This is a genomic window from Brenneria populi, assembly GCF_036016195.1.
Lineage (GTDB): Bacteria > Pseudomonadota > Gammaproteobacteria > Enterobacterales > Enterobacteriaceae > Brenneria > Brenneria populi.
On record NZ_JAYWTM010000006.1, the window covers coordinates 478,393 to 501,028 of the forward strand.

The following is a 22,636-nucleotide window of genomic DNA, read 5'->3' on the forward strand; positions in this document are numbered from 1 at the left end:
CCGGCGCCCGGAGACGGCGCATTTTCGCCGTAACGGGAGTGGTTCAGAAATCTTTGCCGATTAGCTATACTATCTGCCGCACAACTTAGCCAAAGGGGATTTCATGGATATTGCTCAGATGCGTCAGGCTGCGTCCGAAACTGCCGCGGTGCTGCGTTCGTTGAGCCACCCCGATCGTCTGATGCTGCTGTGCCAACTTAGCCAGGGAGAGCACTCCGTTGGCGAGTTGGAGGCGCTTTTGGACATTCAGCAGCCCAATCTTTCTCAGCATCTGGGCGTGCTGCGCGCTGAGCGTCTTGTGGATACCCGCCGTGACGGAAAACGCATTTTTTATACGGTCAAAGACCCGAAGATTTTACATCTGCTCAGTACGCTCTATCTGCTCTATTGCCCCCGCTCCTGATGCTATCGCGGTCGGAGAAGGCTATCTCGCCCATAGCCATATTATCGCCGGCCATTGCCGTGTATAACGAAAAGAGATCGATTGATTGTTTAACATAACAATTAATATTTTTGCATTTTATTAAATGAACGCTCTTGGATGGCGTCCGCCGATAGGACCGCGGAGAGCGTCATCCATGAAGCGCGAATGACATCATCTAGCCGGGCTGATGGCGCAGGATGCGATGCCCGCGGCCAATAACCCGGCCGGTACGGTCTGGATCGGCGAACGGTTTGATACGCCGTTCGGTTTTACTTGCTGAAATTAGAAAATAACGATTGGAGTTCCGCATGATACGTCACATATTGTTGATCGCTTTCACTGATACAGCCTCCGCCTCAGAAATTGAAGCGGTAAGAGCGGCATTTCTGCGCATGACTGAGAACGTCGAGGGCGTGCAGGCCGTTGAGTGGGGATGCAACGATAGCCCGGAAGGGAAGAACGGCGGCTTCACGCACTGCGTGATGATGACTTTTCGCGACGAGCAGGCGCGCCAGCGCTATTTGCCGCATCCTAAGCACGATGAGCTGAAAACCATCTTCAGACCGATATTGAACGATATCATCGTGCTGGATTATACGCTGCTGCCGGATAATCAGCGTATGCAGGGATAGTCGTCCGGGCCGCGGCGGTAAGAAGGGGTTTGTCTATCGCCAGTGTTATCGGGTAGTCGTTTAGGTATCCTGATTCATCCGATCGGAGAGGGGATTATAATGGCGCGTTCCGCTTCTTCATTTTCCTTGCTTTCCTGGTCAACGCTGACATCGCCGCCGCTGTTGTGCTGTCGGCGCTGTTTCTGGGGGAACGGCTGCACGTTTCCCATGCTCTCGGTATTGCCGCTATCGTTGCCGGCCTGATTTGTTCGAATAGAGGAAACGTCCGGGAACCGACGAACGCATCCGAGCGAAAGTAACGGCGCAAAGTAAAAGGTAACCAGTTAATAATATTAAATCGCGCTTTATCAGGGGTATTTCGGCGATAGCCCTGATGAATCTTCCCAAATCGCCGTCTGCGGCATATATCGGCACACCCGGAAAGGATTTATATTAATTTGTTGTTTTTTAATATTATTTAATCTTTTGTACGGTAGTTCGCTATTCCAAACCCCCGCTTTTATTCCCGCGATTTTTCACATTATGGAGAAAATGTGAGGATTTTTAGTATGCATATACAATGATAATAATAATTATTATCATAATCTTTTATTTGCAATTGCATACAATAAATGGGGATAACTTCAATGATTGTAATAATTAATTACATTAAACGACCATTGGCCGTGCTGTTGGCGGGGATCCTGGGCAGCCATGCCTACGCGGCGGAGGAAGGCAAAGACGATGTCATGGTGGTTCAGGCAACCGCGGAGGAAGCGTTAAAGCAGCAGCCGGGTGTCTCCATTATTACCCAAGAAGATATTGAGAAAGCGCCGCCGGTTAACGACCTGTCGGACATTATCCGAAAAATGCCCGGCGTCAATCTGACCGGCAACAGCTCTACCGGCCAGCGCGGTAATAACCGGCAGATCGATATTCGCGGCATGGGGCCGGAAAATACCCTGATTCTGATCGACGGCAAACCGGTCACTTCGCGTAACGCCGTGCGCTACGGCTGGCGCGGCGAACGCGATACCCGCGGCGATACCAACTGGGTGCCGGTGGAAATGGTGGAACGTATCGAAGTGCTGCGCGGCCCGGCGGCGGCGCGCTACGGTTCCGGCGCGGCGGGCGGGGTGGTGAATATTATTACCAAACGTCCCACCAACGACTGGCACGGTTCTTTCTCCTTGTACACCAATCAGCCGGAAGAGAGTAAAGAGGGCGATACCCGCCGCGTCAACTTCAGCCTGAACGGGCCGCTGATCGCCGACGTGCTGACCATGCGCCTGTACGGCAATATCAATCGCACCGACGCCGACGCTTATGACATCAACCGCTCCGTCGCCGATACCACCGCCGCCGGGCGTGAAGGGGTACGTAATAAAGATATCAATACGCTGCTGTCGTGGAAGATTAACCCCCAGCAGATACTGGACTTTGAATACGGCTACAGCCGCCAGGGCAATATCTATGCCGGAGATGTTCAGAACAGCAACCACGCTAGCCTTCCCGCAAATCAGGTAAGCATCGTGGATGGCATGTACGGCCAGGAAACCAATCGGATGTACCGGCAGAGCTACGGCCTCACCCATAACGGCATCTGGGATTGGGGCCAGACGCGCGCCGGCCTCTATTATGAGAAGACGAATAACACCCGGCTGGGCGAAGGCTATGCCGGGCGTACGGAAGGCGCGCTTAATAGCACCCAGTACAATACCAGCCGGCTGGATAGCTACCGGGGGAGCCTGGAAGCCAACGTGCCGTTCTACTGGCTGGCGGAGCAGACCGCGACCGTCGGCGCCGAATGGAACCGCGAGGAGCTTGACGATCCGGCCGCCACCGGCTATGACGCCTCCGGCACCGACGGGACTATCGGCGGCATATCGGGAAGTCCGAACGGACGCAGCAGCAAAAACAGCGCCACCCTGAGCGCGCTCTATTTCGAGGATAATATTGAGGCCGCGCCGGGCACCAGCATCATTCCCGGACTGCGCCTCGACTACCACGACCAGTTCGGCGCCAACTGGAGCCCGAGTCTGAACGTCTCTCAGGATTTGGGCGATAAGTTTAAGCTGAAAGCAGGGATCGCCCGGGTATTCAAAGCGCCCAATTTGTATCAATCCAGCGAAGGCTACCTGCTGACCAGCAATGGCAACGGTTGCCCGATCGGCACCACCGTCTCTTGCTATCTGGTCGGTAACGACGAGCTGGATCCGGAAGTCAGCGTGAACAAAGAGATCGGACTGGAGTTCACCCATGAGGGGTATGACGCCGGCATCACCTATTTCCGCAACGACTATCGGAACAAGATCGTCTCCGGCACCGAGTCCCGGGGGACGACCGCCTCCGGCCGCAATGTCTATCAGTGGGAAAACGGCGGCAAGGCGCTGGTGCACGGGCTGGAAGCCAACCTGGTGGTGCCGGTGGTGCGCGACGCGCTGAACTGGCGCACCAACGCCACCTATATGTACAGCTCGAAAAACAAGGAGACCGGCAACCCGCTGTCCGTCATTCCCAAGTACACCATCAACACCATGCTGGACTGGCGGGTGACGGAGGATTTCTCCGCCAACGTGGCTTGGACGCTGTACGGCCGCCAGAAGCCGCGCCAGAATGCGGAAACCCGTCTTGAGAACAGCAGCGGCATGTCCAACCAGGAGATCGGCGCCTACTCCCTGGTGGGATTCGATGTCAATTACAACATCACGAAAAATGTGCGCGTCAACGCGGGCATCAGCAACCTGCTGGATAAGCGCATCTATCGTGAAAACGACGGCGCATCGACCTATAACGAACCGGGGCGCGCTTATCACGCCAGTCTGAATTACACCTTCTGATCGCGGGGCTGCAATCCCTGTCTGCCCGGGGCGACCCGGGCACGGCAGTCGCTATTGGCGCATGCGGCAACGCGCCCGCATTGAACGTCACGCCAGATAGCGGTTGAACCAGGTGAGGGTGCGCGCCCAGGCCAGATCGGCGGCGGCTTTATCGTAGCGCGGCGTCGAATCGTTATGAAAACCGTGATTCACGCCGGGATAGATATGGGCTTCATAGATTTTTCCTTCCGCCTTCAATGCCTTTTCATAGGCCGGCCAGCCTTCGTTGATGCGGGTGTCCAGCTCTGCGTAGTGCAGCAGCAGCGGCGCTTTGATCTTGGCGACATCTTCCGGATTGGCCTGGCGTCCGTAGAAGGGGACGGCGGCCGCCAGATCGGGAAACGCGACCGCCGCCGCGTTTGATACGCCGCCGCCGTAACAGAAACCGGTGATGCCCACCTTACCGGTGGCGGCGGGATGGCGCATCATAAAGTCGATCGCGGCAAAAAAATCATTCATCAGTTTGGTCGGATCAACCTGCTGTTGCAGCTCGCGGCCCCGATCGTCATTGCCGGGATAGCCGCCCACCGAGCTCAGCCCATCGGGCGCCAGGGCGATGAAACCGGCTTTGGCGAGCCGACGAGCCACGTCTTCGATATAAGGGTTCAAGCCGCGGTTCTCATGCACCACTACCACCGCCGGCACCTTGCCTTGCGCCGCGGCGGGGCGTACCAGGTATCCCCGAACCTCGCCATGACCGGAAGGCGAAGAGTAATTGATATATTCGGGAATAATCGCGGGATCGGTAAATTCAACCTGCTGCGCCAGCGCGTAATTGGGGCTCATCAAGCTGAGCAGCGTCATACCGGTCATTCCGCCGATGGCGAACTTTGCCGCCATAGAGACGAATTCGCGTTTGGTGATCTTGCCGTGCGCGTAGTAATCGTACAGCTCAAGCAATTCCGGCGAGAAATCTTTTGCAGTCATACGTGCCATAACCCGATCCTCTACACTTGAGTTAATGAAAAGTTAATGGTAGGTAGCCTGTAAGTAATCTAGCTAGAAAGATAGCACGGGTTATTTATAGGGGCTAGCGTGGGGAGCCCCGCGAACTTTACGCCCGGCGTCATTTTACAATGAATTACATTACGGGCGCCGGCGCCGCTACTCCTTCTCCTTTTCCCTGTCGTCGTCGGGCCGTTCCAGTACGCTGTAGGCCACCGCGCAGAACAGCGAGTTCATGCGTTTCATATCGCCCAATAAACCTAAATGCAGCGAACTGGTTTCGATGCTTTGTACATTTTGCTGGTGCAGGCGGTCGACATGGGTATGGGAAAAACGGCGGTTGGTCAGGTTGAAACGGTGCTTGGCGCGGCGCAGCCGCTTGGCGCTGGTGATATCGCGCGATAAAAACACGGATAGCCCCAGGCGCAGGTTATTCAGCAGCAGTTCATATAAAGTTTCCAGCTCTTTGAGCCCTTCGGGAGAAAAGGCGCGCCGGGCCGCCAGCGACTTATCCGCCACGTCGCCGCCGATGCGTTCGACGATATCGCCGGCCTGCTCAAGGTTCAGCGCCATTTCTATGGTTTCCGCCCAGCGGCGCGAATCCTCCTCCGGCAAGTCTTCCTTCGGCATTTGGGCTAAATAGAGTTTGATGGCGGTATACAGCACGTCAACGTCGTCATCCAGTTTGCGGATTTCGCGCGCTTCGCGCGGCATGCCATGAATCACTTTGTTGAATGCGCTCAGCATCTGTTCCAGGACATCCCCCATGCGCAGCGTTTCCCGCGCGGCGTTGGCCAGCGCCAGCGCCGGGGTATCCAGCGCGCTGGTATCCAAATGTTTGGGTTTTAGCCGCCGATCGTTTTCCGCCTCGTCGGCGATCAGCCGCTTGCAAAGTTTGGCCATCGGTCCGGCAAAGGGCATCATGGCAAGGCAGCGGATCAGGTTGTAGAAAACATGGAAGAAAATGACCAGTTCTTCATCGCTCATCGGCAGCTTATCAAGCCATTCCGCCAGCGGATGCACGAACGGCAGCACCAGCACGCAGCCGATGAATTTAAACAACAGGCTGCCGAGCGCGACCCGCTTGCCGGCGGCGTTCGAGGCGCTGTTATTGAGTATCGCCAGCAGACCGCTGCCGAGATTGGCGCCGATCGTCAGACAGAGCGCGACCTGAAACGAAATCATGCCGGTGGCGGTCAGCGTCGCGGTAAGCAGCACCGCCGCCAGACTTGAATAGCTGATGATGGCGAACACCGCGCCAATCAACGCATCCAGCATGATATCGCCGGTCAGAGAAGAAAAAATAACCCGCACGCCGGAAGCCTGGGTTATCGGCGTCGCCGCCTCCACAATCAGATGCAGCGCCAGCAGAATTAGACCCAACCCGATGCCGACGCGGCCAAGCTGCCCGGTTCGCGACTGTTTGCTGCTCAGGAAAAATACCACGCCGAAAAAGATGAACAGCGGCGAAAGCCAGGAGAGGTCAAAGGTGAGCAGTCGCGCCATGAAGGCCGTACCGACGTCGGCGCCGAGAATGATGACCAGCGCCGGCGCCAGGCCGACCAAATTTTGCGCCACAAACGAGGTAACCAACAGGGTGGTGGCGTTACTGCTCTGCACCAGCGCGGTAACCCCAATTCCGGCGATAAAGGCCAGCGGTTTTTTTTCCACGCTACGGCTCAGCACGCGGCGCAGCTCGGCGCCGTATACACGCATAATGCCGGTTCGCACAATGTGAGTGCCCCATACCAGCAGCGCGACGGCGGAAAGCAGGTTAAATAGAGTCAACAACGGTTCAAGGCTCCTTGAGTATCGCTGGCTGGGCTGGCGTGCCGTCAGCGAAATGCGCGCGAAATCATCTTATCTAACTGTAGGACAGGAATGCCGCCCGTGGCGAATTCGGCTAATTATCCTGCTCTCAGGCAGTAATGCCGATCGTTTAAGCATCGAGATACACGGGGCGACCACAGGGGTGAGGCGTCCCTACGGGAATCTCCCCCGGTGTTTCCCCTAAAAACCGGCTTAAGTGAACGGCATTAGCTCTCAGGCAGGGCGTTATTTTCCTTTATTTTCCGCAAAAGACCATTTCGTCGTCTACTTTTTTAAGAGATGTCGCTGCGTTATCAAAGGTGTATGATCGATAAAATGGATGAAAGACAATGAGTGGCCTATCCAAGAGAACAGATGATTTCTATCGCATAACCTATTGAATTTAAGGTATTACCGCATGGAGTTTAAAGATTACTATGCTGCGTTGGAAGTAGACCCATCCGCCGATCTGAAAACGATCAAAACGGCCTACCGCAGGCTGGCGCGTAAATATCACCCCGATGTCAGCACCGAACCGGATGCAGAGAGCAAATTCAAGGAAGTCGCCGAGGCGTATGAGGTGCTGAAAGACAGCGAACGTCGCGCCGAGTACGATGAGTTGCGCCAGCACCGCAACGATCCGCGTTTTTCAGAATCCGCGCCGAACTACGGCGGCCAGGGGCAAACCTGGCATAGCGCGCAAGGCAATCCCGGCGATTTCTCCGATTTCTTTGAATCCATTTTTGGTCGTCGCGGCGCCTCCGGCCATGCGTCCCACGGCGCCCGCGGACGGGATTTCGAGATGGAGGTGCCGCTGTTTTTAGAAGAGACCTTAACCGAACAAACCCGGCCGATCTCTTTCCATCTGCCGGTTTACGATGAGTTCGGCCGCCAAACCGCAGAAACGACTAAAACGCTGAATGTAAAAATTCCGGCGGGCGTGGGCGATGGCGAACGTATCCGTCTGAAAGGGCAGGGGAGCGCCGGATCCGGCGGCGCCGCGAACGGCGATCTGTTCCTGATTATCCGCATCGCGCCGCATCCTCTGTTTGATATTGATGGTCATGACTTGCATGTCGTGGTGCCGTTGGCACCCTGGGAAGCGGCGTTAGGGGCGACGATCGAAGTGCCGACCCTGACCGGCAAGATTGCCTTGACGATCCCGCCCGGCAGCCAGAGCGGCAGGCGGCTGCGGGTTAAAGGAAAGGGGCTGGTCAGCAAGAAGAAAGGGGCGGGCGATATGTATGCCATCCTGAAAGTGGTGATGCCTCCGAAACCGGATGAAAAAGCCAGCGCGCTGTGGAAACAGCTGGCCGAGCAGGCCGCGTTTAATCCGCGGGACGGATGGGAGTAAATAAAATGACTGAAGAAATGACGTTTACGATGCTGGAGCTGTGTCAGTCAGTGAATATTTCTCAGGACGAACTTGTCGAGGTGGTCGGACTGGGCGTCATCGTTCCTCTGGAGCCGGAGCAGCCGGTCTGGGTCTTTGATTATCATGCGCTGAGCTATCTCCGGCGCGCCCAGAGGCTACAGGCCGAGCTGGATTTGGACTGGTCCGGCACGGCGATGACGCTGACGTTGCTGGATAAGATTGATGAGCTTAAGAAAGAGAATACTCAGCTGCGCAGACAGCTGGGGCGCTTTTTGATGAGCTCATAAAGCATCAAAGGGGGAAAGCGTATTGCCCACCCCCGATATGCCCACCGGGTTGCGAACCGCGGCCGGCGGTGCCGTGGTTTGCCAGCGACGGGGCCGCGCATCGAATCTGCCTACGCGCTTAACGCCTTGTTCCGGCAGATATAGTCATACAGGCGCTGCGTATCTGTTTGCGAACAGAGGCGCGTACCCTGGTTCAGGGTCGCCGCCGTCCCTGCGGCGACGCCGTAGCGCACCATCTCATCCAGCCCGGATCCGGCCGCCAGCTTTAACGTCATCGCGCCGACCATGCTGTCGCCGGCCCCCACGGTGCTCATTTTTTTCACCGGCGGCGGTACCGCCTGTATACACCCCTGGCGATCGATAGCCAGAGCGCCCTGCGGCCCCAGTGAAACCACGACCCGTTCAGCCGCGCCTTTACGTATCAGTTCAGATGCGGCGTCGTAGACATCATTGGGGTTTTCCAGCGGGCGGCCGACCAGCGCGGCTAGCTCGTTGTGGTTAGGCTTCACCAGCGCCAGCCCGCCCTGTTTCAGGCAGCCAGCCAACGCGGCGCCGGAGCTATCGACAATGCAGCTCAGCTTATTGGCCTGGGCCTGCTGCACCAAACGCGTTAATTGGCCGACATCGCATCCCGGCGGCAGGCTGCCGCTGATAACCAATAGCGAGCCGGCGGGAATTTTCACTACCCGTTCGACCAACTGCTCGAATTCGCCGTCGCTCAATTTGGCTCCGGGCATGACAAAACGGAACTGCTCGCCGCTGTTGTCCGCATGGACGTGCAGGTTTTGCCGTGTCCAGTCCTGCGCGCGCAGCGTTTCTGTCTCAACGCCCTCCTGTTCGAGCAGTTCCGCCAGATGCTCGCCCGTGGGGCCGCCGATAGGGAAAATGGCGCAGGCTTTGCCCCCCAGATGAACAATGGCGCGGGCAACGTTAATTCCGCCGCCGCCGGGTTCAAATACCGGCGAGGTGCAGCGCAGTTTTCCTTCCGGGTAGATTTTGGGAGTGGTTGTCGCGCAGTCCAGGGACGGGGCGAGGGTTAGCGTAAAAATCTGGGGCATTAGATATCCTCCATTTATACCCTTTATACTTCAAGCAGCAGGCACGTTGGCTGCTGTGACTCGCTCCATCCATGGTGCTCGCCCTGCGGGGCCGCTGCAAGCGGCGCGCAAAACAATAGCGTTTTGTCCTGCAACTCGAACTATGTAGAGTATAGATTTATTCAACCACGGCGTATGACGGGGATGCGATTTTAAACTGCGTGATTAGCGTCGGCGCAATATTTCCCCGCCGTGATTAAATCAGTTTTTGCGTAAACGGCTATCGGAAATAATATCGATATGGCTATTCGGACAGTAAGGGTAACTTGTCAAGCCGATATGTCGGATAAAGCTGCCCCTGTATGCCATCTACCCCGCAGCGTTTTAAATACTCATGTTCTGAGTAATCCTGCACGCCTTCAATGATCACGCCATTACAGAATTTCTTTATATTTCCGATTAATGATAAGAGTATATAGCTTTCCTTTTTTCTCATCATTTCATAATAGAAGTTCTTATCTAATTTAATATAGCTGAAGATAGATTGGCTTACGGCATAGAGATTGGCGTCTCCCTTGCCCATATCATCCAGCCACAGCGGGTAGCGTTCATAAAGCTTTGCAAGAAGCGGGTTGCGTTTCCCGTCATTGAGATTCGGGAATATCTCATTTATTTTCAAATGGATGAACGGCAGGTTGTCAAGCAAATCGCGGGCGTACCGGTTCTGCAGTAGGAATACGGCCATGACAAAATCGATGTTTATCGTTACCAGCACGTTGTTATCAATGAAGTAAGACCGTTTTGCCGAAATGCATTCCAGCTTATCTATTAGTAAGGTTTGTTTTTCCGCGGGACTCATCTGTTGAGCGTGTTTGGTTGAGCTCAGTCCCCTGTTTTTATATCTTGCCAGTAGTTCTACAGCAAACATCTGTTGCTGGAAATTATAGATAGGTTTGGCAACATAGTGCCTCCTATCATCTATATCTAGTATTGAATCTACCATCGGCATAGTTTCCAGATCCAGAGTTAATAGCATATTATTGATCGATCAGTAAAACTGATCAATATATCAATATTAATTGATTAAAATTATTAGCTTACCGATCGATTAAGTTATTTTGATAGGTAGGGCCGTGATAGCGTTGCGAAAGAGCGCCGGGTTTTCTTGCGATCGCAGAGCGCGGATCGTGCGTAAGAAAGCATTATTTATCAATATATAATTAGCGGAAACAAATTTCTTTCCATTATACTGTCACGTTCGGCCATTTACCACGACACTTTCCTATGATTATCTTGCTAATGTATTTTCTTTTATAAACAATTAGCTGACTAATTATTGTGCTTTAATGACATTTGCATGCCGAAAGATGTACGCCTGTTTTTTAGGTGTATTTAGAGGTCAGAACTTTTTAGATCTGATAGGTATGGGTTGGGTTCTGTTATTAAAATAACAGGGTAAGAATTATCTTCTATTCTGTATTTGCCTTTTTATTCTTTTTTAATTTTCTTTTTGTAATTAATTTATTCTGTACACTATTTATATAGTGTCTTATGAATGCATAGGCAACGATTAGAACCAATACTGATAACATGATTAATTCATTCATCTTTTTAATATCGGTAATGTGTCTAGTGTATAGGTTGGGTAGATATATCCTTGTATTCCTTTTATGCCGCAGTTTTTTAAAAGATAATATTCTGAGTGCGTCTGTACTCCTTCAATAATGATGCCGTAGCAGTATTTTTTTATATTCTCCACCAGTACCGATAAAGTATAAACTTTCCGATCTTTTATCATCTCCCAGTAGAAAATCTTATCCAGCTTGACATAGTGAAAGGTTGATTGACTGACGGCATAAATGTTGGAATTTCCGCTGCCGAATCCTTCTAACCAAAGCGGATAACGCTCATAGAGCGTTGCAAGCAATGGGTTGCGTTTCCCGTCATTAAGATTCGGGAAATTTTCGCTTATCTCCAGACAAATAAAGGGTAATTTGTCCATTAAATTCCTGACGTTCCTATCCTGGGATAAAAATATCGCCATGGTAAAGTCGATATTTATCGATAGAGATATATTGTTTTCAATAAAATAACGCTGTTTCTGCGTAATGGATTCCAGCTGATCCAGCAGCAATGCCTGTTTTTCAGCGCGGCTCATTTGCTGAATACGTTTTTCCGAGCATGGCCCCTCATCGTTAAATCGGGTAAGCAGCTCCATCGCGAATACCTGATTCTGGCAGCTGTAAATGGGCTCTATAACATAATGCCTCTTAGCGCACGAGATTGAATCGACAGTCATCACGATTCCCTGGGTTGGCGATGTTTTGAACATTATTGATCGATCTATAAAACTGATCAATATAAATATATTTACCTATAAAACTGATTGATTTTTCGATCGATTATGGTTGTTTGATAGGCCAATCCTTTGATAGAGATGGAAAAAAAAGATTATTGGAAATTTAAGGAAAACGAACGAATTATTTGAATAAGAATGTTTTATGCCAATGCCCGCAAACAAGCTTGGTTACTCGCGGGCGGTTTTTTTTCTGGCGCAGACATAATTTTTCGTTACCATTCATATTCAGTAACATTCAATTTTTTGCAAGCTGAATCACCCACTGTCTGTAGCACTTTCGGCTATTTCTTATACGGTTACGCGGTTCTAATACTGAATACAATCTATCGATTATCGATTTTTATATAATAACCGCCGCGCGGCGCGTCGATCGCAAGCCGGCGTGATGACGGGATTATTGGTGATTTTCCATCCTGCTTTTCGTTATCTCATTTGGGCGTCGTGCGGTATCGCCATTATTTGGCCGATGGTTCGCAGTCAGATTGCCGCGGGCATGATTGCGTAAAATGAGCGAAGTGTTGTACGTTATTCAGACCAGAAATATTTCAATTAACCTGGATATTAGCGAGGTGAGTATGTCAGTTTCTGCGAGGAATCAACTAGCCGGCGTCGTCTCTTCCATTGTGGAGGGCGCGGTTAACAATGAAGTTGTCCTGAAACTGGACAGCGGCGATTTGCTGACAACCGTGATTACCAAGGCAAGTAGTACGTCTCTCGATTTGGCTCCTGGTAAAAAGGCGATTGCATTAGTGAAAGCGCCTTGGGTTATTATTGCTTCATTAGACAGTGGTCTGAATTTTTCCGCCCGCAATCAGCTCGCGGGGAAAGTAAAAAATATCGTAAAAGGCGCCGTTAATTCGATGGTCCATATTGAAACCAGCAATGGTTTAACTCTGACATCGAGCGTCACCAATGAAAGTCTTGACGAAATGGCGATAGCGGATGGGAGCGACGTTATTGCGCTGATTAAGGCTTCCAGTATTATTCTGGCGACGCATAAATAACGGTTATACCCGCCATACTTCAAGCTGCCTGTGCGTTGGCTTTGTTACTCGCCCCAGTCACTTACTGCTGTAAGCTCCTGGGATTAATGAGAGACACCCTGTCTCTCACCGCAGGCCAGCCTTTGGCTGGTCAAATTCGTTCCTGACGAATTTGTCGCAGCAATGCCGCGTTATTCGGCTGAGGAATTCCCACAAATTTGGGGAAGAATTTCTGTCAGTGCGGCGAAGGTTTCGTGCGCACTAACCATTGTTGAATCATGCGGTTATCGCCGCACGCGCCCGACACAGGGGCTCAGCGCCAGCCCCCCGCGACCCCGGGCTTTTCGCGGGAAATGATGAACTCCGTTGGGGTTCACCCTAGGAGCCAGCGCAAGCGCTGTTCAAAAACGCTTTGGCGTTTTGCCCCGCAGCTCGAATTATTTCGCTCCCGGATATTTTTCCGGGGGAATTATTTACATCATCACTGTTCCTATCCCTGCGGCGAATCGGGTATGATGCGCCGGCACAATCGCCGCCGACCGGTCGGACTCGTTCACTTCATATGACCCCTTCCATGACCCGCTTTCCATCCTTGTCCTTAGCTTTGGGATTTAAGACGGTTAGATTGAATTTAATACGCTATGGCAACTATATACGATAAGTAGTGTCACAGTGGTTACGGCGCGGCCAGGCGATTCTTTATGTGGTGCGCGCTATGGTCACTTACAGACGAGTCTCATGAAAATTAAACAGAAATTTACCAGAACATTACTCCATCCGCGCTACTGGCTCACTTGGTTCGGTCTGGGGATCCTCTTTCTTCTGGTTCAACTGCCTTACCCGCTGCTGATGAGAATCGGCGGCGGAGCAGGGCGTTTTTCCCGATTTTTTCTAAAACGCAGAGTGGCCATCGCCCGGCGTAATCTTGAACTCTGCTTTCCCCATCTTTCGGTTGAAGAGCGAGAGACGATGATCGTCGATAACTTCTCTTCGCTGGGAATGGCGCTGGTGGAAACGGGCATGGCCTGGTTTTGGTCGGATCGCCGCGTTCGCTATTGGTTTGACGTGTCGGGACTGGAGAATTTGCGCCAGGCGTGCGCTAAAGGACATGGGGTGATGGCGATAGGCATTCACTTTATGTCGCTGGAGCTGGGCGGCAGGGCAATGGGGCTATGCCAGCCGATGATGGCCATGTATCGTCCCCACAACAACAAAGTCATGGAGTTGGTGCAAACCTGGGGCCGCTCGCGTTCCAACAAGGCGATGATCGATCGTAGGGATCTGCGCGGTATGGTTCATGCGCTGAAGCGCGGAGAGACGGTATGGTTCGCTCCCGATCAGGATTACGGTCCGAAAGGGAGTATTTTCGCGCCGTTCTTTGCGGTAAAAAACGCGGCGACCACCAATGGCACTTTTACGATCGCGCGCTTGGCGAAACCGTCGATGATCACCATCGTCTTGATTCGCAAGCCCCGCGCTTTCGGGTATAAGCTGGTGATTCAGCCTGAATTACAGGATTATCCGTACCGCGACGAGCATGAAGCCGCCTGTTACATGAATAAAGTGGTGGAAAAAGAGATCATGCGCGCGCCGGAGCAGTACCTTTGGCTGCATCGCCGCTTTAAAACGCGCCCGCTCGGCGAGGTCTCTCTATATGCCTGAATGCGGGCCGGCCCGTTAAATTCCCAATCATCGCATCGACAACAATGGCTGCCGGCAGGCGGCCGTTTTTGCTATCGGCAAATAGTCTTGATTAGCAGTTGAAATGCACGCCGGTGAAGCAGGATAATCACTCGCTTCAAATAACCTGGCGAAATTTTGCGTTTTTGCAGCGAACGAAGTAATCGTTTGCGTACGTAGTTTCAGGGTTCATGGCGTGTTGATCGCATTGACGCATACCCGGCGCAAGGCCGGGGGAACCGCCGACGATTTACCTTAAATAATAACGAGATTTCAGGGGATACCACCATGTCAAACACCACTCGTCAGGCTGATAGTGCGGTACGCCCGCATGGCGCGCTTGATGCCTTTTTTAAAATCACGCAGCGCGGCAGCAACGTGCGCCAGGAGATCTTGGCGGGGCTAACCACGTTTCTGGCCATGGTCTACTCGGTTATTGTTGTTCCCGGCATGTTGGGGAAGGCGGGCTTTCCGCCGGCGGCCGTCTTTGTCGCAACCTGTCTGGTCGCCGGATTGGGTTCATTGCTGATGGGGCTGTGGGCGAATCTGCCGATGGCTATCGGCTGTGCGATTTCTCTGACCGCTTTTACGGCATTCAGTCTGGTATTGGGCCAGCAGATTAGTATCCCGGTCGCGCTGGGCGCGATTTTCCTGATGGGGGTTCTGTTCACCGTCATTTCCGCCACCGGCATCCGTTCCTGGATCCTGCGCAATCTTCCGCTTGGGGTCGCTCATGGCACCGGGATCGGCATCGGTCTGTTTTTGTTGATTATCGCCGCCAACGGCATTGGCCTGGTGATTAAAAATCCGCTTGATGGGCTACCGGTGGCGCTGGGCAACTTCACGTCTTTCCCGGTTGTTATGGCGCTGCTGGGGTTGGCGGCCACTATCGGGCTGGAAAGACGCCGCGTGCCGGGCGGCATTTTGTTGGTGATTATCGCCATTTCCATTCTCGGGCTGATCTTCGATCCGAATGTTAAATATCAGGGCTGGTTCGCCTGGCCGAGCCTGAGCGGCGAAGACGGCGCTTCTCTGATTTTCAGCCTGGATATCATGGGCGCCTTGCAGCCGGTGGTGTTGCCCAGCGTTTTGGCGCTGGTGATGACGGCGGTATTTGATGCGACCGGTACGATCCGCGCGGTCGCCGGTCAGGCTAATCTGCTGGATAAAGACGGACAAATCGTTAATGGCGGTAAGGCGCTGACCTCCGACTCCGTCAGCAGCATTTTATCCAGCCTGGTCGGGACATCGCCGGCGGCGGTCTATATCGAATCCGCCGCGGGCACGGCTGCCGGCGGTAAAACCGGTTTGACCGCCACCGTGGTCGGCGTGCTGTTTCTGCTGATCCTGTTCTTGTCCCCGTTGTCTTATCTGGTTCCCGGATATGCGACGGCGCCGGCGCTGATGTATGTCGGTTTGCTGATGCTGGGCAATGTGACCAAACTGGATTTCGACGATTTCGTCGATGCGATGTCGGGTCTGGTTTGCGCCGTGTTTATCGTGCTGACCTGCAATATCGTGACCGGCATTATGCTGGGTTTCGGCTCGCTGGTGCTGGGCCGTATCTTCTCCGGCGAATGGCGTAAACTGAATATCGGCACCGTGCTGATCGCCATCGCGCTGGTGGTGTTTTACGCCGGCGGCTGGGCGCTCTAACCGTCTCGGATGCGGGGGGCATCGCCCCCCGTGGTCGCCCTGAATCTCTCGATTCGACCGACGGGTTTGTCAGCTCGCTCTTCCTATTTTTCTTCTTCTCTTTTTCTTTCCGTTTCACGCCGGAACTTCATTGATTATGAGTTGAGGTTCGGTATGTGAAAATGCGAAAAATATAAATTTTTTCCTCTCAGATATTCATTTTAGTGACAGAATAGATACGTTAAATATGAGGTTGTACTTCATGGGATCGGCGGGCGCTAAGCCACTTTTTAATGTTGCAGGAGAGAGTCTAAGGAAAGCATGGAAATCTTTTTTACTATTCTTATTTTGACCCTGGTGGTTTCTCTATCCGGTGTGGTTACACGAATTCTGCCTTTTCAAATACCTCTTCCTTTAATGCAAATCGCCGTCGGCGCCATACTTGCCGTGCCTCAGTTTGGTCTGCACGTTGATTTCAATCCCGAGCTGTTCATGGTGCTGTTTATTCCGCCGCTGCTGTTTGCCGACGGCTGGAAAACGCCGACGCATGAATTTTTCAAACACGGGCGCGAGATTATAGGCCTGGCGCTGATTCTGGTGTTGATTACCGTGGTGGGCGTCGGCTATTTCATCTATTGGATGGTGCCGGGAATGCCGCTGATTGCCGCTTTCGCGCTGGCGGCCGTCCTGTCTCCCACCGACGCCGTGGCGCTCTCCGGCATCGTGGGGGAGGGGCGCATCCCGAAAAAACTGATGGGGATCCTGCAGGGCGAGGCCCTGATGAATGACGCATCCGGCCTGGTGTCGCTGAAGTTCGCCGTCGCCGTCGCCATGGGAACCATGGTGTTCAGCGTCTCCGGCGCCACGCTGGCGTTTATTAAAGTCGCGCTGGGCGGGCTGCTGGCCGGGGTGGCCGTTACCTGGGTGTATAGTAAATCGCTGCGCCTTATCAGCCGCTGGAGCGGCAATGACGCCGCCACCCAAATCGTGCTGCTGCTGCTGCTGCCCTTCGCGGCCTATCTGATCGCCGAACATATCGGGGTGTCGGGCATTCTGGCGGCGGTCGCCTCCGGGATGACCATCGGCCAATCCGGCGTGATCCGCAATGCCCCGCTGAACATGCGGCTGCGCGCCAACGGCGTCTGGTCGATGCTGGAGTTTGTGTTTAACGGCATGGTGTTCATTATGCTGGGTCTGCAGTTGCCGGGAATTCTGGAAACCTCGATAACCCAGGCGGAGCTGGACCCGACGGTGGAAACCTGGATGCTGTTCACCGATATCGCGGTGATTTATGCGGCGCTGCTATTTCTGCGTTTTGGCTGGCTGTGGCTGATGAAGAGATACAGCCTGCATATCCAGAAAAAGAAACCGATGGCGTTCGCCGAATTCACGACGCGTGAGCTGTGGATCTCCTCGTTTGCCGGCGTGCGCGGCGCCATTACGCTGGCGGGCGTGCTTTCCATCCCCCTGCTGCTGACCGACGGCACCGCTTTCCCATCCCGCTATCAGCTGGTGTTTATCGCCACCGGCGTCATTTTGTTTTCTCTGCTGTGCGGCGTGTTGGCGCTGCCGCTGCTGCTGCGGGGAATCGTAGTAGCGGATAAAGCGGTTTACGCCAAAGAGGAGCAAATGGCGCGCAGCTCCGCCGCGAAAGTGGCTATCGATAGCCTGCATAAAATGGAGGAGCGGCTGGCGGCCGATCGTGAAGAGAATATCGACGAGCAGGTGCTGAAAGAGGTCAGCGCCCGGGTGATAGGCAACCTGCGGCGGCAGGTCGCCGGTCAGGACGATCTGGAGCACAGCCTGATGATTGAGAACCTGGAGCGCCGTTTCCGGCTGACGGCGTTGAATTCGGAACGCGCGGAGCTGTATCACCTGCGCGCCACGCAGCAAATCAGCAATGAAACGCTGCTGAAAATGCTGCGCGAGTTGGATCTGCTGGAGGCGGTGCTGAGCGAAAGAGAGTAAGGCCGGTTTCCGCTCGACGCATCACCGCATCGTTATTTCCTCCCCTTGATGACTCCCCGCCGCCTGCGCGGCGGGGATCTTTTCTAAATCCTTACGTGCGAAAGTCGTTCTCGCAGGGGTAAGGACTTGTCACTAAATGATAATGATTGTTATTATCTGGCTAATAATGTTCAGCGGGCACTTTCCGCGCACGCCGCGTTTCCGGCCGGCGCCAAAGAGAGTGCGTCGCTTTTGGCGGCCGTCTGAAATAATAAATCGGTAAACTCCTTTTTATTTGGCGTTGCGAAATCGTCGGCGATATTTAATCGCCCGGCGTCTCCCTGCCGGGAGCCGTTCGTTTTGTCCGATTTCGATGCTCGCCATAAACCATAAATTCGCTATGAGAATAGCGACATTTAGCAGGGGAAAATTATGCGCGTACTGGTAGTTGATGATGATTCCGTACTGTGCCATTGGTTAAGTTCGAAATTACATTCGCACGGCCACTCATGCCGGATGGTGCACGATGGGGCGCATGCATTAAAAGCTATAAAAGATGAGGTCTATGATGTCGTGCTGCTGGACAGAATGCTGCCGATTATGGACGGCTTTTCCGTATTGCGTGAATTACAAGGGTCGCGCCATCCGCCGATTATGCTGCTTTCCGCATTAGACCGGGATGTGGATCGGGTGATGGGGCTGGAGCTCGGCGCGGAGGATTATCTGGGCAAACCTTTTAATTTTAACGAATTAAGGTTGCGTCTGGATATTATGGCGCGGCGCGTCAAACGCCATGAAGAGAGTGCCTCCGTGCTGACGTTCGAAGACCTGCAGCTCGACCGCCTGCAACGGGTCGCCTGGCGCGGCGGCCGGCGCATCGAACTGACGGATAAAGAAATTAAGCTATTGATTATTTTAATGGAAAATCAGGGCCGGGCGGTTACGCGCACCATGCTGCTGGAACGGGTATGGGGGTATCACTTCGATCCGCAAACCAATTTGATTGACGTTCATATGTCGAAACTGCGGGCGAAAATAGATAAGGGTTTCCCGCATCCGTTAATTAAAACCCTAAGGGCTATGGGATACGCATTGGGTTCTGTTGATAAGGATAGAACAGATGTTGGCAGCTATTCTGAATAGAATAAAAACGCAAAGGCGCTGTTGGCAAACGAAAATTAAACACTGGCAATTGGTGGGGGCAAGTCAATATCCCGATTTCGTCTGTACGGCTAATTTCCGACAATCGATCACCATCGTTTTTTTATTTCTATTAATGATGCTGATGAGCATTGTCGGTTTTAGTTCGCTCAGCGAAACGTTAATCAAAACCCATGTCCGTGAAGTTATTATGGGTAATATTCATGATTACGCCATGCAGTCGCGTTTAACCAATACCGCCACTTTGATTACGCAATTGCGCCAGGATAATTTGGCGAAGAGCGATGAATTGCCGCTTTTTCTGGTGATGGATAACGGCGGTAATATTCTGTACCACAATCATCCGCTGAAAAATTTGCCGAGCACCCGCTGTCGGATGGACGTGGCGTGCCTGAAAGATATTTTCTCCGACAAAAACGATCCTCAGCTGATCGGCCTCTCGGTGATGCTGAATGACGGCGGCGTGCTGTTTACCGCCTATAACATCCGGCCGATGCTGGAGCGGGTGAGGACCATCCCTCTGGTGACGGGCGCCGGGCTATTCGCGGTGCTGCTGTTTTGCCTGCTGGTCAGCCGCCATTTCAGCCTGCGCGGTTTACGCAGCGTCGAGAGAATTCGAACGGCCCTGCACCGTTACAGCACCGGCGAACGGCAGGTAAGAATGCCGCTGTCGCCCTATGGCGATGATTTCGACGGCCTGAGCGCGGAAATCAACCAGAATCTGGAGCGCATTGAGCGGCTGATGGAGCAGGTGCGCAGCACCTCCAGCCATATCGCCCATGAATTGCGCACGCCGCTGACGCACCTGCAAAACCGCTTGTTCAATCTGAGCGAGCGCGCCGGTCTGGATGACGATATGCGTGATGAACTGAGCCTGGCGACCGGGGAGGTCAATAAGATTCTCGGGCTGTTCCGCACGGTGATGCGTATTGGCGAAATCGAGAGCGGGCGCTGTATCCATCAATTTGAACAAATCGAAGCGCGGCGGCTGCTGGAAGAAGTGAGCGAATATTATCAGCCGTTGGCGGAAGAGCGCGGCTGCCGCCTGCTGATAGAGATTAAGGCGGGCATTCAGCTGTTTGGCGATCGGGCTTTGTTATTTCAGGCGTTGGCCAATCTGGTGGAGAATGCGCTGAAATACGCCGCGCAGGGCAAAGAGATCACGCTGGGCGTGAAGCTCTATCAGGGCTGGATCGCGCTGAACGTCGCCGACCGCGGGCCGGGCATTCCGGCGGCGCAGCACGAAAAGGCGCAGCGGCGTTTTCAACGGCTGGAAAGCGGGCTGAAACAGTCCGGCTATGGGCTGGGGCTGTCGCTGGTTAAAGCGATTACCGACCTGCACGGCGGCAAACTCTGCCTGGAATCCGCCAATCCGGGATTGAATGTTTATTTATGTCTTAAACGCTGTTAAATCCTCAGTAAACCCCTGTAAAAAACCGGTAAATACATCATCTCCATGGTTGGTGTGAGGTTGTATTAATATTTGATTTAAAATGATAATTTTTTGTATGCAAAGATTAATAAATATTAATGTTCTGCCGCTTGTCGTTCTTGATAATAAGTCTCATTATTGCTGCTGTTAGCATCATGGCTCCCGTTATTCGCCATGACTTCTTTGGCTGCGGAATAAGAGATGATCCCCATGAATAATATGAAAACAAAGCTGCGTTCTTTCCTGCGCGATGAAAGCGGTGTGACGGCAATCGAATACGGCATTCTGGCGGCGGCGATGGCGGCGGCGATCGGCGCGATTTTCGGCAGCGACGGCATCTTCGTGCAGGCGCTGAATGAAAAATTCCGCGAAATCGCCGATCAGATCACCGGCTCCGGCACCAGCGGCTCCAGTACCTCGGGAACGGCGAAATAAGCCCAGTGATCGCGTATTACACGCACTGGCCGCAAACGATATTACTGGCGGGATGCCTGCTGTGGTGCGTCGGGACCGATCTGTTGGCGCGTAAGATTCCCAATCAGGCGATAGTGATTTTATTGGCGGGATGGTTGGCTTTCGGCGTCATCGATATCCTGCAATCCGGCGCGTTCGACAGGCATAAGCTACAGCAGGCGTTATGGGCGTTGCCGGGCGCGGCGCTTGTGCTGATTAGCGGTTTCCTGCTTTTCCTCACCGGCAGACTCGGCGCCGGAGACGTAAAGCTGATGAGCGTTTTATGTCTGTGGGTCGGATATGGACACCAGATCGTTTTCGTCATGATCACCGCGCTGGCGGGCGGGGTGCTGGCGCTGGGGTTGCCTCTGCTCAATACCGTGCCGGCCGCGGTCGCCATGGGAATTCAGATGATCAACCGGATGTTTAAAAGCCGGTTCCCCGTGCCGCCTGCGCTGCCGACCGAACTTTCTCAGGGCATTCCTTACGGTATCGCGATTGCGTTCGGCGCGATGTATGTCCTGATTTTTCCCTTGTTCTAATTTCTGTCGCTATTTTTAAGACGCGCACGGCTTAGGTAGGCAAATTGCATGAAAGTTAACTCTACATACGTACTCTCAGGGGCGCTTATTCTGGCGGGGGCGGTCGCGTTGATGGTGCGCAGTCATTTGTCGTCGCCACCGCCGGCGCCGCCGGCGGTGGTCAAGGCGCCGGAGCAAACGGCGGTTCTGGTGGCGGCGAAAGACCTTCAACCCGGCGATTTTCTTGATTCCTCTTCGCTGCGCTGGCAGGTCACCGCAGAGCCGGTATCCCGCACCTTTAACTTTATTCGCGGCAAAGACAGCCAAACCCTGCTGCTGGGCGCCACGCTGCGCGAGACGGTTGCCGAGGGGACGCCGCTGACCAGTAACGTGGTGGTCAAACCCAACGAGCCGGGTTTCGTCGCCGCGGTTTTGCGCAAAGGCATGCGCGCCATCTCGATTCCAACCAATGCCGTGGCCAGCAACGCCGGCCTGGTGGCGGCGGGCGATCGCGTGGACATTATTCTTAGCCTGAAAAAAGACGAACAGCCGGAGCTACAGACAAGCGGCGCGCAAACGGTCGCCCTGCCTCTGCTGGCGTCGCAAACCATCGTGCGCGATTTGCGCGTTTTGGCGCTCAACAACCAAACCGATACCGATGTGCGCCCCCGGCAGGATGTGGCGTTGGAAGATGGCGCGGAAGCGTCCTCAAGCCGCAGCCGCGCTTCCGCCGCCAACAGCCGGCCGCGCGCGGTGAGCTATCAAACGGTAACGGTCGAGGTTACGCCGCAGCAGGCGGAAGTGCTGGCGGTAGCGAAAGAAGTCGGCATGTTGCATCTGGCTTTACGCAGTTCAACGCCGGACGAACAGGACGACCTCCATCAGGATGCGGCGCGGCGGGTAACGACGCTATCGCAAAGCACCAGCATCTATAGCGGCCTGTCCGGCAACGGCCATCAGGTCAAGGTGTTCCGGGGCGCGCAGAAAGATGTCCTGACGTTCCCATCCCGCTAGCGCGAACCACCATCCCGGCAGCCCGTGATTAACCTGAAAGTTGCTCATGGAAAAATGAAGCCCATTACGGAAATTAAGTAAATG

Annotated in this window: 19 protein-coding genes; 14 read left to right on the top strand and 5 right to left on the bottom strand. The window is 53.7% G+C overall.

Annotation, left to right across the window (positions count from 1 at the left end; genetic code table 11):
* The first annotated feature begins 103 nt into the window (after window positions 1-103).
* The 3 genes from VSX58_RS09750 to VSX58_RS09760 all read left to right on the top strand — a co-directional run bounded on the left by VSX58_RS09750 (window position 104) and on the right by VSX58_RS09760 (window position 3,875).
* The gene (locus VSX58_RS09750; protein ID WP_327614083.1) at window positions 104-403 is read left to right on the top strand and encodes a metalloregulator ArsR/SmtB family transcription factor; all 300 of its coding nucleotides are present in this window, start codon (window positions 104-106) and stop codon (window positions 401-403) included.
* Between the two features lie 329 nt (window positions 404-732).
* A complete protein-coding gene (locus tag VSX58_RS09755) occupies window positions 733-1,056 on the top strand; it encodes a Dabb family protein (RefSeq protein ID WP_327617871.1) in 324 nt (107 codons plus the stop codon).
* A 626-nt stretch (window positions 1,057-1,682) separates the two neighbouring features.
* Window positions 1,683-3,875 carry a TonB-dependent siderophore receptor gene (locus tag VSX58_RS09760; protein WP_327617872.1) on the top strand — a complete coding sequence of 731 codons (2,193 nt, stop codon included), beginning with the start codon at window positions 1,683-1,685 and terminating at the stop codon, window positions 3,873-3,875.
* Window positions 3,876-3,962: 87 nt separating this feature from the next.
* Here VSX58_RS09760 and yghX read toward each other — a convergent pair whose 3' ends face one another.
* Entirely contained in the window at window positions 3,963-4,850 is an 888-nt protein-coding gene (gene yghX / locus VSX58_RS09765) for a YghX family hydrolase (RefSeq protein WP_327617873.1), read from the bottom strand.
* 168 nt (window positions 4,851-5,018) lie between these two features.
* Complete coding sequence (locus tag VSX58_RS09770; RefSeq protein ID WP_327614078.1) at window positions 5,019-6,650, bottom strand: Na/Pi cotransporter family protein; 1,632 nt, start codon at window positions 6,648-6,650, stop codon at window positions 5,019-5,021.
* Window positions 6,651-7,086: 436 nt separating this feature from the next.
* Between VSX58_RS09770 and cbpA the strand changes: the two genes are divergently transcribed.
* Window positions 7,087-8,022: a curved DNA-binding protein gene (cbpA, locus tag VSX58_RS09775; RefSeq protein ID WP_327617874.1), complete on the top strand. Its 936-nt coding sequence runs from the start codon at window positions 7,087-7,089 to the stop codon at window positions 8,020-8,022.
* Window positions 8,023-8,027: 5 nt separating this feature from the next.
* The gene (locus tag VSX58_RS09780; protein ID WP_327617875.1) at window positions 8,028-8,330 is read left to right on the top strand and encodes a chaperone modulator CbpM; all 303 of its coding nucleotides are present in this window, start codon (window positions 8,028-8,030) and stop codon (window positions 8,328-8,330) included.
* A 110-nt stretch (window positions 8,331-8,440) separates the two neighbouring features.
* On the opposite strand, the gene pfkB is transcribed toward VSX58_RS09780, so the two are convergent.
* The 3 genes from pfkB to VSX58_RS09795 all read right to left on the bottom strand — a co-directional run bounded on the left by pfkB (window position 8,441) and on the right by VSX58_RS09795 (window position 11,699).
* Window positions 8,441-9,388, bottom strand: coding sequence for a 6-phosphofructokinase II (gene pfkB / locus VSX58_RS09785; RefSeq protein ID WP_327617877.1), 948 nt, complete (start codon window positions 9,386-9,388; stop codon window positions 8,441-8,443).
* A gap of 283 nt (window positions 9,389-9,671) precedes the next feature.
* Window positions 9,672-10,376 carry an EAL domain-containing protein gene (locus VSX58_RS09790; protein WP_327617878.1) on the bottom strand — a complete coding sequence of 235 codons (705 nt, stop codon included), beginning with the start codon at window positions 10,374-10,376 and terminating at the stop codon, window positions 9,672-9,674.
* A 594-nt stretch (window positions 10,377-10,970) separates the two neighbouring features.
* Window positions 10,971-11,699, bottom strand: coding sequence for an EAL domain-containing protein (locus tag VSX58_RS09795; protein ID WP_327617879.1), 729 nt, complete (start codon window positions 11,697-11,699; stop codon window positions 10,971-10,973).
* Window positions 11,700-12,301: 602 nt separating this feature from the next.
* On the opposite strand from VSX58_RS09795, the gene VSX58_RS09800 reads away from it, so the two are divergent.
* From VSX58_RS09800 to cpaB, 9 genes are all read left to right on the top strand, one after another.
* Window positions 12,302-12,730, top strand: a complete 429-nt coding sequence (locus VSX58_RS09800) for a TOBE domain-containing protein (RefSeq protein WP_327617908.1) — start codon at window positions 12,302-12,304, stop codon at window positions 12,728-12,730.
* A gap of 717 nt (window positions 12,731-13,447) precedes the next feature.
* Entirely contained in the window at window positions 13,448-14,371 is a 924-nt protein-coding gene (gene lpxP / locus VSX58_RS09805; protein ID WP_327617880.1) for a kdo(2)-lipid IV(A) palmitoleoyltransferase, read from the top strand.
* 306 nt (window positions 14,372-14,677) lie between these two features.
* The gene (locus VSX58_RS09810) at window positions 14,678-16,045 is read left to right on the top strand and encodes an NCS2 family permease (protein ID WP_327617881.1); all 1,368 of its coding nucleotides are present in this window, start codon (window positions 14,678-14,680) and stop codon (window positions 16,043-16,045) included.
* Window positions 16,046-16,345: 300 nt separating this feature from the next.
* A complete protein-coding gene (locus VSX58_RS09815) occupies window positions 16,346-17,992 on the top strand; it encodes a Na+/H+ antiporter (protein WP_327617882.1) in 1,647 nt (548 codons plus the stop codon).
* Window positions 17,993-18,403: 411 nt separating this feature from the next.
* Window positions 18,404-19,114 (top strand): response regulator transcription factor, encoded by a 711-nt coding sequence (locus tag VSX58_RS09820; RefSeq protein ID WP_327614065.1) that lies wholly within the window; start codon window positions 18,404-18,406, stop codon window positions 19,112-19,114.
* On the top strand, window positions 19,092-20,543 hold the full coding sequence (locus tag VSX58_RS09825) for a sensor histidine kinase (RefSeq protein ID WP_327617883.1): 1,452 nt from the start codon (window positions 19,092-19,094) through the stop codon (window positions 20,541-20,543). Before VSX58_RS09820 ends, VSX58_RS09825 begins: the two co-directional genes overlap by 23 nt.
* A gap of 231 nt (window positions 20,544-20,774) precedes the next feature.
* On the top strand, window positions 20,775-20,999 hold the full coding sequence (locus VSX58_RS09830) for a Flp family type IVb pilin (protein ID WP_327617884.1): 225 nt from the start codon (window positions 20,775-20,777) through the stop codon (window positions 20,997-20,999).
* 8 nt (window positions 21,000-21,007) lie between these two features.
* Window positions 21,008-21,559, top strand: a complete 552-nt coding sequence (locus VSX58_RS09835; RefSeq protein ID WP_327617909.1) for an A24 family peptidase — start codon at window positions 21,008-21,010, stop codon at window positions 21,557-21,559.
* A gap of 48 nt (window positions 21,560-21,607) precedes the next feature.
* Window positions 21,608-22,552, top strand: a complete 945-nt coding sequence (cpaB, locus tag VSX58_RS09840; RefSeq protein ID WP_327617885.1) for a Flp pilus assembly protein CpaB — start codon at window positions 21,608-21,610, stop codon at window positions 22,550-22,552.
* Window positions 22,553-22,636 lie beyond the last annotated feature (84 nt).